The 12,054-nt window shown below is 71.8% G+C and carries 11 protein-coding genes and 1 riboswitch; of the genes, 4 read left to right on the forward strand and 7 right to left on the reverse strand.

What is annotated here, in order from left to right; genetic code table 11:
• Positions 1–194: 194 nt before the first annotated feature.
• The 3 genes from ACWD38_RS13530 to ACWD38_RS13540 all read right to left on the reverse strand — a co-directional run bounded on the left by ACWD38_RS13530 (position 195) and on the right by ACWD38_RS13540 (position 4,070).
• Complete coding sequence (locus ACWD38_RS13530; protein WP_184481608.1) at positions 195–2,321, reverse strand: putative cobaltochelatase; 2,127 nt, start codon at positions 2,319–2,321, stop codon at positions 195–197.
• Positions 2,322–2,379: 58 nt separating this feature from the next.
• A riboswitch (cobalamin riboswitch) is annotated at positions 2,380–2,520 on the reverse strand.
• 69 nt (positions 2,521–2,589) lie between these two features.
• A complete protein-coding gene (locus tag ACWD38_RS13535) occupies positions 2,590–3,060 on the reverse strand; it encodes a GNAT family N-acetyltransferase (RefSeq protein WP_184481610.1) in 471 nt (156 codons plus the stop codon).
• Positions 3,061–3,281: 221 nt separating this feature from the next.
• Positions 3,282–4,070: a S1 family peptidase gene (locus tag ACWD38_RS13540; protein ID WP_450124153.1), complete on the reverse strand. Its 789-nt coding sequence runs from the start codon at positions 4,068–4,070 to the stop codon at positions 3,282–3,284.
• A gap of 339 nt (positions 4,071–4,409) precedes the next feature.
• Between ACWD38_RS13540 and ACWD38_RS13545 the strand changes: the two genes are divergently transcribed.
• Positions 4,410–5,036 carry a LysE family translocator gene (locus tag ACWD38_RS13545; RefSeq protein WP_184481614.1) on the forward strand — a complete coding sequence of 209 codons (627 nt, stop codon included), beginning with the start codon at positions 4,410–4,412 and terminating at the stop codon, positions 5,034–5,036.
• Between the two features lie 287 nt (positions 5,037–5,323).
• Here ACWD38_RS13545 and ACWD38_RS13550 read toward each other — a convergent pair whose 3' ends face one another.
• Positions 5,324–6,241 (reverse strand): SPFH domain-containing protein, encoded by a 918-nt coding sequence (locus ACWD38_RS13550; RefSeq protein WP_184478066.1) that lies wholly within the window; start codon positions 6,239–6,241, stop codon positions 5,324–5,326.
• Positions 6,242–6,415: 174 nt separating this feature from the next.
• On the opposite strand from ACWD38_RS13550, the gene ACWD38_RS13555 reads away from it, so the two are divergent.
• Positions 6,416–7,081, forward strand: a complete 666-nt coding sequence (locus ACWD38_RS13555; protein ID WP_184478065.1) for a TetR family transcriptional regulator — start codon at positions 6,416–6,418, stop codon at positions 7,079–7,081.
• 91 nt (positions 7,082–7,172) lie between these two features.
• Here the strand turns inward: ACWD38_RS13555 and ACWD38_RS13560 are convergent, their stop codons facing one another.
• Positions 7,173–7,820, reverse strand: a complete 648-nt coding sequence (locus ACWD38_RS13560) for a TetR/AcrR family transcriptional regulator (RefSeq protein ID WP_184478064.1) — start codon at positions 7,818–7,820, stop codon at positions 7,173–7,175.
• Between the two features lie 93 nt (positions 7,821–7,913).
• Here ACWD38_RS13560 and ACWD38_RS13565 point away from each other — a divergent pair, with 93 nt between their 5' ends.
• Positions 7,914–8,759, forward strand: a complete 846-nt coding sequence (locus tag ACWD38_RS13565) for an SDR family oxidoreductase (protein ID WP_343071285.1) — start codon at positions 7,914–7,916, stop codon at positions 8,757–8,759.
• Complete coding sequence (locus tag ACWD38_RS13570) at positions 8,756–9,856, forward strand: hypothetical protein (protein ID WP_450124154.1); 1,101 nt, start codon at positions 8,756–8,758, stop codon at positions 9,854–9,856. Before ACWD38_RS13565 ends, ACWD38_RS13570 begins: the two co-directional genes overlap by 4 nt.
• Before the next feature lie 247 nt (positions 9,857–10,103).
• Here the strand turns inward: ACWD38_RS13570 and mftD are convergent, their stop codons facing one another.
• Positions 10,104–11,276, reverse strand: coding sequence for a pre-mycofactocin synthase MftD (gene mftD / locus ACWD38_RS13575; protein WP_450124155.1), 1,173 nt, complete (start codon positions 11,274–11,276; stop codon positions 10,104–10,106).
• A gap of 293 nt (positions 11,277–11,569) precedes the next feature.
• Complete coding sequence (locus ACWD38_RS13580; protein WP_184478060.1) at positions 11,570–12,046, reverse strand: (2Fe-2S)-binding protein; 477 nt, start codon at positions 12,044–12,046, stop codon at positions 11,570–11,572.
• Positions 12,047–12,054: the final 8 nt, after the last annotated feature.

A 12,054-nucleotide genomic window follows, 5' to 3' on the forward strand; every position in this document is an offset into this window, starting at 1 on the left:
CTGTTGAGACGCGCTCACCGACGGGTCGTCCCGGTGCGAAAAAAAGCGCCCCCGCGCTCGACCGACCTGGGGGTCATCGGGAGCGCGAGGGCACTTCGTGGTCCACCCCTGGGGGTCAGGTGGACGAGGAAGAGCTTACCAACTACGCCGGGATATTCCTACTCCGCCCGGACCGGGTCGTAACCGAATCGGAATCAAGCGGCCCGAGCGGCGGTGTCGCGGGCCGCGCGCACGACCCCGGCGACGGCGTCGGCGGAGAGCTCCTCCAGCCGCAGGCAGGCCCCGCCGAGTGCGGTGGCGACCTGGCCGGCGAGGCCGAGGCGCACCATGCCCTGCTCGCAGTCGACCACCACCGACGCCACGCCGAGCCCGGCGAGCAGGCCCGCCGCGCGCATCGAGTCCCGCACCGCCTGCTGCGCCCTGGCGCGCCCGGTTCCGCCGCCACCGGCGGGAACCGTGGACTTGCCGTCGGTGAGCAGCACCAGCAGCGGACGCCTGCGCGGGTCGCGGGTGCGCTCGGTGGTCACGACCTGGCGGACCTTGAGCAGCCCGGTGGCCAGCGGCGTGCGGCCACCGGTGCGCAGGTCCCGCATCCGGGTGGCGGCGATCTCCACCGACGACGTGGGCGGCAGCGCGAGCTCGGCGTCCTCGCCGCGGAAGGTCACCACGCCGACCTTGTCCCGGCGCTGGTAGGCGTCGCGCAGCAAGGAGAGCACGGCGCCGCTGACGGCGGACATGCGTTCGCGGGCGGCCATCGAGCCGGAGGCGTCGACGGCGAACAGCACGAGGTTGCCTTCGCGGCCTTCGCGCACCGACTTCCGGACGTCCCCGCGGTGCAGGACCAGTCCGGGTCCGCTGCGCCCGCGCGCCCGCTGGTGCGGGGCCGCCGCGATCAGCGTGGACGGCAGATGCACCCCATGTCCGTCCACTGTGGAGGATCGGACGGTCTGGCCGCTGCGGGACCGGGCGCGGGAACGCCTGCCGGGAGCGCCTTCGCCGACCCCGGGGACTTCGAGCAACCGAGCCCGGAACGCCGGTGCGGGCGCGGCCGGGGGCTTGCTCGCGGGAGCCCGACCGTTGCCGTCGTCCTGCCGCGAGCCGCCGTCGCCGTTCGGCGCGGGCGCCTCCGGCGGGGTCTGCGCCTCGCCGCCGCCCGGCCCGTCCGGGCCGTCGTCCGGGCCGCCGTCGGGGGCACCGCCGCCGGGCCCGCCCGGCCCGTCGTCGGGGCCGTCCGGCGGTTCCTCCCCGCCGTCGTCCTGCGCGGAACCCCGGTCGTCGCCCGGCTGGTCCTGCGCGTGCTGGGCGGCGTCGTTGAGCGCCTGCTGCAGCTGATCCTCTTCGACGCCGGGCTCGTCGAACGGGTCGCGGCGCCGCCGGTGCGGCAGCGCCAGCCGGGCCGCGGCCTCCACGTCCGATTCGGCCACGGCGTCCGCGCCGCGCCACGCGGCGTGCGCCACGGCGGTCCGGGCCAGCACCAGGTCCGCGCGCATGCCGTCCACGTCGAACGACGCGCACAGCGCGGAAATGCGCCGCAGCTCCGCGTCGGGCAGCCGCACCGACTCCACCCGGGACCGCGCCTCGGTGATCCGCCGCGCCAGGTCGGCGTCCGCGTCGGCCCACCGCGCCGCGAAACCCGCCGGGTCCGCCTCGAACGCGAGCCGCCTGCGCACCACCTCGGTGCGCGTCGCCACGTCGCGCGACGCCGCGACCTGCACGGTGAGCCCGAACCGGTCGAGCAGCTGCGGACGCAGCTCGCCCTCCTCCGGGTTCATGGTGCCCACCAGCAGGAACGAGGCCGCGTGCGTGACCGACACGCCTTCGCGCTCCACGTGCGCGCGGCCCATCGCCGCCGCGTCCAGCAGCAGGTCCACGAGGTGGTCGTGCAGCAGGTTGACCTCGTCGACGTAGAGCACGCCGCGGTGCGCCGCCGCCAGCAGACCGGGCTGGTAGGCGCTGACGCCCTCGGTCAGCGCGCGTTCCAGGTCGAGCGAGCCGACGAGCCGGTCCTCGGTGGCGCCGACCGGCAGCTCGACCAGTTCCGCGGGCCGCCGCACCCCGGTGATCTCGGCGTGCGGGCCGTCCGGGCACTGCGGGTCGGGCCGGTCCGGGGCGCAGCCGAAGCGGCAGCCGGGCACGACGTCCAGCGCGGGCAGCAGCGACGCCAGGGCGCGCACCACCGTCGACTTCGCGGTGCCCTTCTCGCCGCGCACCAGCACACCGCCGATGCGCGGGTGCACCGCGTTCAGCAGCAGCGCCAGCCGCAGGTCGTCGTGCCCGACCACCGCGGTGAACGGGAAGCGCGGGCTCGCGGGAGCAGTCATGCCAGGTGTTCCTTCCTCGGGTCTCGGACGCCCCGATGTCGGCTGCGCCAAGGCGAGGCAGTGTCCTGACTCCCGGATCAACGCGGGACCCCGGCCTTCCCAGGCAGCAGCGTTCGCCGACGCGCCCGGTGGCTCGCGAGGGAGGCCCGCTCCCCGGTCACAGTGGCGCCGACCGTGCCGGACTCGCACCGGCTTCCTGACCTGCCTTGGCTGGGACCAGCGTGCATCGTCGCAGATCACGGACGGCCGAGGAACAGCCGCGACGGGCTCAGCGCAGCGAGCCGGGGTATCGGTGCATGTCGACGTGCGGGATGCCGTCTTCGAGATACTCCTCACCCGAGGGTTCGAACCCGAAGCCGCGGTAGAACTCCAGCGCGTAGGTCTGCGCCGACAGCGTCGCCGGGGCGCGCTGGATCTCGGCGAGCGCGGCGCGCATCAGCTTGCGCCCGAGGCCGAGACCGCGGGCCTCCTTCGCGGTGGCGACGCGGCCGATGCGGAAGGTGCCGTCGGGGTCTTCGAGCAGCCGCAGGTAGCCGAGCACGTACCCGTCGGCGGAGTCGATCCAGAAGTGCCGAGTGCTGTTCTCCAGGTCCCGGCCGTCGAGCTCCGGGTACGGGCAGCTCTGCTCGACCACGAACACGTCCACGCGCAGGCGGAGCATGCGGTAGAAGTCCTCAGCGTCGAGGTCGGCCGTGTAGGCGCGGTGGACTGCGGTGGCGAGCGGTTGCAGGGTCACCATCACGGGATATCACATTCCGGCTACGACACCTGCGGTCACCTGCGGCGGAAGTAGCGCAGACCACGTCCTGCGCCCGGCCCGCGCGCGGCCGCGGAAATCGGGAAGTGCAGCGCACGAACGCGCCTCGGCCACCCGAAGCGGACATTCCCGATGAACAGGTCGGCTCCGCCCGAGAACGACGGCGCGCCGGACGTCCCATCCACCGGGACGACCACCTCCGTTCAGAGCCGGGCCGCGACGTCCGAGGAGACCGCCGCGATCCGGGTGTACACGCCGGGCGTGCCGGGCCGCCCGCATCCGGTGCCGTAGGACACGACGCCGATCAGCCTGCCGTCGGTGACGAGCGGCCCGCCGGAGTCCCCGGCGCACGCGTCCCGGCCGCCTTCCGGCGCTCCCGCGCACACCCGCGTTCCCGGTTCGTAGTCGGAGTACGCGGCCCGGCAGTCCGCGTCGGAGCTGATCGGCACCTCGGCGGAGCGCAGCACCTCCGAGGACGAGCCGGTCTCGGCGGTGCGCCCCCAGCCGTAGACCCGGGCCTGCTTGCCCGGCCGGTACGGCTCGGCGTCCCCGGGTTCGGCCATCGGCAGCGGCTGCTGCGCGGCGGGAGCGGTCAAGGTCAGCACCGCCACGTCGTATCCCTCGGTGACGTCCCGGAATTCCGGGTGCACCCACACGCCCCCGACCGCGCCGTCGGTTCCCCCGGTGTCGCGCAGGTCCGCCCGGCCGGTGATCGCGCGCAGCGCCGCGGGGTCGCGGCCGTCGACGCAGTGCGCGGCGGTGACGACCTTGATCGGCGTGACGAGGGTGCCGCCGCAGAACTGGTGCCCCGCGTCGTCGGTCAGCGCCACCGCCCACGGCGCCGCGCTCTCTTCAGCGCCGCCGAGGACCCGCTCCTGAGCGGGGTGGGCCCCGGCCGGAGCGCCCAGCGCGGTCAGCGCCGCGGCCAACGCGGAGGCGCCGGCGGCGAAGCGGGCCGGCGAACGCCGCGGCGGGCGGGAGTGGTCGGACACGACGGCCTCCAAGACTCGCACCGCTGATCGGAGGTGATCAACGCGTTCGGCGGCACACGGTAGCGGCCCGGTCACCGAGAGATCAGGAGGGCGAGCTCACATGGGCTCGCAAGAATTTTTCGTTAATATAGTTGTTGACGGGAAAAACTACGGAGCACTTGCGCGGCCGATCGCCGTTCGTCCCGTAGCCCCGTCCACGATCCTCGGGAGTCCGCGACGACGCGGACCCGAGATCACCCCCGATCCGGTGAAACCTTCGACCGGTGGGCCCATCCGCCCACCGGCCACCTTCGTGCGCGCACGACCTGCGCGACGACTCGATCAAGGAGCGAACACGTCATGCTGCTGGACTTCACGACCCTGCCGGCGTTCCTGCTCGCCAGTGCAGTGGTGGTGCTGACACCTGGGGTGGACGCGTTCCTGCTGCTGCGGACCTCACTGCGGCAAGGCATCGGCGCCGGCCTGCGCGCCCTGCTCGGCATCCACACCGCGAGCATCCTGCAGGTGGCACTGGTGATCTGCGGCCTCGGCACGCTGATCACGAACAACCCCGCGGTGCTGGCCACCCTCAAGTGGGCCGGAGCCGCATACCTGGTCTACCTCGCGGTCATGATCGTGCGAGGCCTGTGGCTGACCCGCAAGGAGACCGGCGACGGCCTCGAAACGGGCAGCACCACCGACCGCCCGTACCTGCAAGGCCTGCTGAGCAACATCACGAACCCGAAGATGCTCCTGTTCAGCCTGGCCTTCCTGCCCCAGTTCGTGGGCGCCGCGACGGCCCCCACCCTGCAACTGGTCCTGCTGGGCGCGGTCTTCCTCGTGCTCGCCGCGATCTGGGAAGTCACCATCGTCCTCGCCGCGGCGCGCATCGCCGACCGCCTCCGCCGCCCCAAGATCGCCCGCTCCCTCGACATGATCAGCGCAGCAGCCTTCTTGACCATCTCGGTCGGCCTCGTCACGACCTGACTCCCTCGGTCGCCGCGTGGTCTCGCTCGGCTTCACCCCCAACGACCGTGCTTTGCGGCGTAGCCGTGCCGTGGGGCGAGCGAAGCGAAGTCTGCCTTGCGGCGTAGCCGTGCCTGTATTCGCGCAGCGAATAGCCCACGTCACAAAGCCGACCACCGGCGGGTTCTCAGTCGGTCTCTCGCGAGGACAGCTTTTTCCCTCGTGGCGGAGCCACTCGGGAAAAAGATCCCGCAGCGAGAAGGAAGCTGAGGTTCCGCCACCCGACCACCAAACCAGCAAAACCACCGTCAGTGATACAACGACCCGGTGTTCACAACCGGCTGAGTGTCGCCGCAGAGCACGACGAGCAGGTTGCTGACCATCGCCGCCTTGCGCTCCTCGTCGAGTTCGACGACCTCCCGTTCGGAGAGCCGCTGCAGGGCCAGGTCGACCATGCCGACGGCGCCTTCGACGATCCGCTCCCGCGCCGCCACGACCGCTCCGGCCTGCTGGCGCTGGAGCATGGCCTGGGCGATCTCCGGGGCGTAGGCGAGGTGGGTCAGCCTGGATTCGACCACGTCGACGCCGGCGGCCTCGACGCGCGCGGCGATCTCGGCGGAGAGCTTGCCGGTGATCTCCTCGGCGTTCTCCCGCAGCGAGAACGGGTGCTCGCCCTCGCCGTCGTAGGGGTAGCTGGTGGCGATGTGGCGCACCGCCGTCTCGGTCTGGGTCTCCACGAACTCCACGAAGCTGTCCACCGCGAACGAGGCCTGCGCGGTGTCGGCGACCTGCCAGACGACGACGGCGGCGATCTCGATCGGGTTGCCGTCGGAGTCGTTGACCTTCATCACGGCGGTCTCGTGGTTGCGGATCCGGGTGGAGACCTTCGTCTTGCTGCTGAACGGGTTCACCCAGTGCAGTCCGGCCGGGCGCACCGTTCCCGTGTAGTTGCCGAGGAACTGCAGCACGCGCGCTTCACCGGGAGCCACGGCGACGAGCCCGCCGAGCAGCACCAGTCCGATGAGCCCGACCACGCTCCCGACGGCGAGCGGCAGCACGGTCTCGACGATGAGGCCGTAGGTGAGCACCGCTCCCCCGCCGAGGACGAGCAGCAGCGAGAGCCCGGCCATCGGCACGCCGGACGCCCGGAATCCCGGCCGTTCCACCACCGGCGATTCCGGCATCTGGATCTTTCCGCGTTCCCGCGCTTCCACCTGAGCGGTCATGGTGTCCCCTGCACGTAGTGATCGTTCAACTTGCACAACAGTAGCATAGTGATATCACTTTTCCCTCGGCTCGTTCGAGGAGCCCAGGTCAGCAGCGGGACGGCACGGAATAGGATCGGCCCGACGAGAGCCGCCACCGGGGCGGCGCGGAAGTACCGGCGCGAGGTGGTGGCGGTGAGCGAGAGAACGGCGCGAACCGAACGGGCCGAGGCGACCAGGGAGCGGATCCTCTGCACAGCCGAGCGCCTGTTCGCCGAGCACGGCCTGTTCGCCGTCTCCAACCGGCAGGTGAGCGAAGCGGCGGGCCAGGGCAACAACGCGGCCGTCGGCTACCACTTCGGCACCAAGACGGATCTGGTGCGGGCGATCGTGCGCAAGCACGCCGAGGACGTCGAGCGGCTGCGGGTGCGGCTGGTCGAGCAGGCCGGCGACTCCACCGACGTGCGGGACTGGGTCGCGTGCTTCGTCCACCCGTTCACCCGGCACCTCGACGAACTCGGCGCCCCGACCTGGTTCGCCCGGTTCGCCGCCCAGGTCATGACCGACCCCGGTTTCCGCCCGATCATGGTGGAGGAGGCGCTGACCTCGCCCACGCTGCACGAGGTGCTGGCCGGGATGGACCGCTGCCTGCCGGAGCTGCCCGCCGAGGTGCGCGCCGAGCGCTACGACATGGTCCGCCAGCTCATCATGCACATGTGCGCCGAACGCGAGCGCGCCCTCGCCGAAGCGACCCCGACGCCCCGCTCGGGCTGGCACGAGGCGTCCTGCGGCCTGGTCGACGCGATCACCGGCATGTGGCTCGCCCCCGCCACCCCGCCCGCCGACGACGCCGGGGACTGAGCCCGCACCGGCCTTCCGGCCGGCAGCCGCAGATCCGCCGGAGCAGCCACCTCGGCTGTCGTCCTAAGAGGACGGCCGAAACTCGACCTCGCTAAGCGGGCCGGGCTGGAGAAGATCCCGAGGCCAGCTGCTCCTTCGCTCCGAGGAACAGCACCTTGCACGCCGCGAGGAGTTCGGCGGGACGCTGCGGGGTGCCGGTGTTGAGCCAGTCGACGAGCAGGTAGTTCACGCCGCCGACGAGACCCATCGCCGTCGTCCGGTGCAGCGCGGTGACCTCCTCCGAGGCGAGCCACATCTCGGCGACCAGGCCCGCGAACTCGGTCAGCACCGCGTGGCGCCGCACCTCCAGTTCCGGTGAGACGCCGACGACCTCGATGAGCACGATCTTGGCGCGCCGCTCGTCGGCGGTGAGGAAGTCGATGAAGGCGGCCAGGCCGCGGTCGGCGAACTCGGAGCGCGCCACGCCGGCGATCGAGTTCAGCGTCGCCGAGCGCAGGCCGTCGACGAGGTGGTCGTACACGGCGACCAGCGCGGCTTCCCGGCCGCGGAAGGACTCGTAGAAGTACCGCTCGGTCAGCCCGGCCCGGGTGCACACCTGCTTGACCGAGGTCGCCCGGTACCCCTGGGTGCCGAAGAGGTCTTCGGCGGCGTCGAGCAGGGCCGTCCGGCGCTGCCGCGCCCGTTCCGCCGGGGCCAGCCCCGCGTACCGGCGCCCGCCACCGGCGTTCTCCCGCACCATCTCGCCCCTTCCACCGCCGATCGGACTCGGCTAGTCTACCGGCCATCTGACATGACGCCGTGTCAGAATGTGCTCCGACGACCAGGAGGAACCGTGCAGCCGACACCGGCCGGACTGGTCATCGCCGTGACCGGCGCCGCCAGGGGGATCGGGCGCGAGATCGCCCGCGAACTGGCCGCGGCGGGCGCCCGCGTCGCGCTCGGCGACCGCGACCTCGACGCCGCCCGCGACACCGCGCGCGCACTGCCCGGCGACGTCGCCGCGTTCCCCGTGGACGTCACCGACACCCCCTCGTTCACCGCGTTCCTGGACGCGGTCGAGCAGCGCTGGGGCCCGGTCGACGTGCTGGTCAACAACGCGGGCGTGATGTGGGTCGGCCCGTTCGACGAGGAGCCCGAGGACGCCGCGCGGCGCCAGGTGGACGTCAACCTGCTCGGAGTGATCCGCGGGGTCCGGCTCGCCGCGCCCGCGATGCGGGCGCGCGGGCGCGGCCAGATCGTCACCATCGCCTCCGGGGCCGCGAAGCTCGCCCCCGCGGGCGAAGCCACCTACGCGGCCACCAAGCACGCCGTCTACGGGTACCTCAACGCCGTGCGCACCGAGCTGCACGGCAGCGGCGTCCGGCTCTCCGTGGTGCTGCCGGGAGTCGTGGAGACCGAACTCGCCGCCGGGACCGCCACCGGGCCGGTGCGCAGGCTGACCCCCGCGGAGGTCGCGCGCGCCGTGCTCGGCGTCATCCGGCGTCCGCGCTTCGAAGTGGCCCTGCCGCGGCGCATGGGCCTCGCCGCGCGACTCGCGGCGGTGCTGCCGGACCCGGCCCGCTTCCGCCTGCTGCGCACCGCGGTGCCGAACCAGGTCCTGGCCGTCACCGACAAGACGGCCCGGCACAGCTACGAGAACCGTGCCGTCACCGACCCCGATGGGAGCTCCGAACGATGACCGCGAACGTCACCCCGCAGACGGTCCGCCCGATCCCCGAGTTCGACGGCGTGCACGACATCTGGCCGCGCGGCAAGCGCCTGGAAGCGGTGCGCTCGGCGGCCGAGGCCTACCGCGAGCGGTTCGTCCGGCAGGGCACCGTCGCGGGCATCCGCAGCGTCGACATCGCCGCCGCGCCCTACCCCTCCCGGTACGCCTTCCAGGGATACAACCTGTCGATCAACCCGATGATCTCGATCATCAACCGGATGTTCGTGATCCAGTTCGAGGGCTTCGACGGCGAGCTCAAGACGCTCGTGTGGGAACCGACGGTCGCCGCGGGCTCCGCCGAAGCACCGTTCTACGGCAAGCTCCAGAAGATGGCGGGCGACTTCCTCTCCGACAAGGTCTTCGCCAAGTACTACAACGACCCGGACGCCGTGCTGCCCCGCCTGGGCCTGCACAACGACGACGTCGACTACGTGAGCTTCGACCACCTGCACGTCCAGGACGTCCGGATGATCATGGGCAGCGATCAGGTCATCCCCGGCGAGCGGGAACCGCGCGCGCCGCTGTTCCCGAACGGCAAGCTCCTGGTGCACCGCAAGGAACTCGGCACCTTCGAGGCGCCGCACCCGATGCAGTGGGCCTGGTACGTCGACGGCGGCATGGACGGCGTGCCCGCCGAACGGCTCGAAGTCATCGACGGCGACGTCGAGCTCGGCGTCGGCGTCAGCCTGCTGTGGACACCCGGCCACACCGACGGCAACCACTCGCTGGTGGTGAACACGCCCGACGGCGTGTGGGTCTCCTCGGAGAACGGCATGGCCGCCGACAGCTGGCAGCCCGAGCTGTCCAAGATCCCCGGCGTGAAGCAGCAGGCGCGGTTCTTCAACCGGGAAGTGGTGCTCAACGCCAACACCCTGGAGGACTCGCTTCACCAGTACGACTCGATGGTCAAGGAGAAGGCGATGGCGTCGCGCTCGCCGAAGGACTCCCGCTGGCTGCAGATCATCCCGTCCTCGGAGTGCGCCCCCTGGAAGCGCCAGTGGCCGGTCGTCCCGACCTTCACCCACGGCGGCCTCAACTACGGCGACATCACCAAGCCGAGCCGCTGACACCCCCGCGTTCCTGGTGAGCCGCGTTCGTGGTCGTCGTCCTGTCAGCGGCGAAGCCGCTGAGCAGCGACCAGCTTGAGCAAGCCGACCACCCGCAGGTTCTCAGCGGTTTCCTCGCGAGGACAGCTTTTCCCTCGTGGCGGAGCCACTCGGGAAAAAGCTGTGACACCCGACCAGGGGCGCAGCGAGGAAACCGCTGAGGTTCCGCCACCCGACCCCCTACTCAGGCCAGGGCGAAAACCGCCCGTCAGGTTCCGAGGGCCCTCTCGAAGCCGGGCGGGATGACGACGTCGGTGCGGTCCAGTTCGTGGATCGAGGAGCGGCCCAGGCCGAGCAGCGCGGAGTCGATGCCGCCGCGCAGGATGTCCAGGACGTTCTCCACTCCCGCCTGACCGTTGGCGGCCAAGCCCCACAGGTAGGCGCGGCCGATCATGACCGCTTTCGCACCGAGCGCGAGCGCTTTGACGACGTCGCCGCCCCGGCGCACGCCGCCGTCGAGCAGCACTTCCACCTGCCCGCCCACGGCGTCGGCGATGGCGGGTAGCACCCGGATGCTCGCCGGGGTGCCGTCCAGGTTGTTGCCGCCGTGGTTGGACACCGAGATCGCGGTGACTCCGGCGTCCACGGCGCGCTTGGCGTCGTCCACCCGGCACACGCCCTTGAGCAGGAACGGACCGTCCCACTGCTCGCGCATCCAGGCGATGTCGTCCCAGCTCGGCGGCGGCGTCTGCATCCACTGCCCGTAGGCGCCGAAGAACGTCGGGCCCTGCTCGCCGCGCCCGCCCACGTTGGGCACCCGCAGGTCCGGGATCGCGCGGTGCTTGACGAACTCGGCCAACCAGCGCGGATGCCGCAGCGCCTCGGGCGCGTAGCGCAGCATGGTGGCCAGGTTCATGTTCTCCGGGATCGCCGGGCTGCCCCAGTCCCTGCCGTGCGAGAACGACCAGTCCGTGGTCGCGATCATCCCGACCGCACCGGCCTCCTTCGCCCGCTGCGCCCGTCGCGCGATCTCGTCCCGGCCGCCCACCCAGTAGGTCTGGAAGAACGTCTGCGGGTTCGCCGCCACCACGTCTTCGACGGGTTTGCTCGCGAAGCCGCTGAGCCCCATCGCCGTCCCGCGCGCCGCGGCGGCGCGGGCCACCGCGACCTCGCCGTCCGGGTGCACCGCCTGGACGCCCGTCGGCGAGATGACCACCGGCATCGAGATCGGCTGCCCCAGCACGGTCGTGGCCAGGTCCCGCTCGGCGGACAGGCCGGCGACGTGCGGGGCGAATCCCAGCTCGCCGAACGCCGCTCGGTTGTCGGCCAGCGTCGTGCCCTTCTCCGATCCCGCGATCAACGCCCCGTAGACCGACCACGGCAGGCGTTTGCGCGCCCGCCGCTGGGCTTCGGCGACGCTCTCGAACCAACCGTTGCTCATCGCGGATCGCCCCTCGGGTCGGGTGTGACGGCAGCCACGACGTTAATGACATCCGGTGCCAAAATAAACCCTCGCCGCAGCATCGCCCGCACACCAACCGATCAGAGCAACCGACGACCGCGCCTCGTCCCGCACGGCCCCGCCAGCAGCCGGGAGTCGCGTTCGGACCCGCCGCGACGCGGCCCCGCCGGTGGCAGCACCGACGGGGCTCGTGCTGCCGCGGGAGCGCGAGAACACGGCGGTGGTGAACCGCGCGGCGCCCCGCCGTCCACCACCGCCGTGCCGTGGCCAGGTCACATGTTCTCGGCGCCCGATCTGATCGCCTGGCGGATGCGGAAGTAGGTGCCGCACCGGCAGACGTTGCGGATCTCGTCGAGCAGCGCGTCGTCGATCTCGCGGCCTTCGGCGCGCGCCTGGTTCACCTTCGCGACGGCGGCCATGATCTGGCCGGGCTGGCAGTAGCCGCACTGCGCGACGTCGTGTTCCAGCCATGCCTCCTGCATCGGGTGCAGGTCCTTGCCCACGGTGTCGGGCAGGCCTTCGATCGTGGTCACCTCATCGGTCGGTTCGAGGTCGCCGACGGGCACCGCACACGGGTTGAACGCCTTGCCGTTGATGTGCGACGTGCACGCCTTGCAGACGTTGATCCCGCAGCCGTACTTCGGTCCGCGGATGCCGAGCACGTCGCGCAGCACCCAGAGCATGCGCTCCTTGTCGTCGACGTCGACGGTCACCGACTCGCCGTTGACGATGAAGGTGTGTGTGGACATCAGTGCGC

Source organism: Saccharopolyspora sp. NPDC002578, assembly GCF_053592695.1.

Bases quoted from the DNA above. Each gene is read 5' to 3' on its own strand.
- ACWD38_RS13530 (WP_184481608.1), bottom strand. From the start codon at position 2,321: ATGACTGCTCCCGCGAGCCCGCGCTTCCCGTTCACCGCGGTGGTCGGG.
- ACWD38_RS13535 (WP_184481610.1), bottom strand. From the start codon at position 3,060: ATGGTGACCCTGCAACCGCTCGCCACCGCAGTCCACCGCGCCTACACG.
- ACWD38_RS13545 (WP_184481614.1), top strand. From the start codon at position 4,410: ATGCTGCTGGACTTCACGACCCTGCCGGCGTTCCTGCTCGCCAGTGCA.
- ACWD38_RS13550 (WP_184478066.1), bottom strand. From the start codon at position 6,241: ATGACCGCTCAGGTGGAAGCGCGGGAACGCGGAAAGATCCAGATGCCG.
- ACWD38_RS13560 (WP_184478064.1), bottom strand. From the start codon at position 7,820: ATGGTGCGGGAGAACGCCGGTGGCGGGCGCCGGTACGCGGGGCTGGCC.
- ACWD38_RS13570 (WP_450124154.1), top strand. From the start codon at position 8,756: ATGACCGCGAACGTCACCCCGCAGACGGTCCGCCCGATCCCCGAGTTC.
- mftD (WP_450124155.1), bottom strand. From the start codon at position 11,276: ATGAGCAACGGTTGGTTCGAGAGCGTCGCCGAAGCCCAGCGGCGGGCG.
- ACWD38_RS13580 (WP_184478060.1), bottom strand. From the start codon at position 12,046: ATGTCCACACACACCTTCATCGTCAACGGCGAGTCGGTGACCGTCGAC.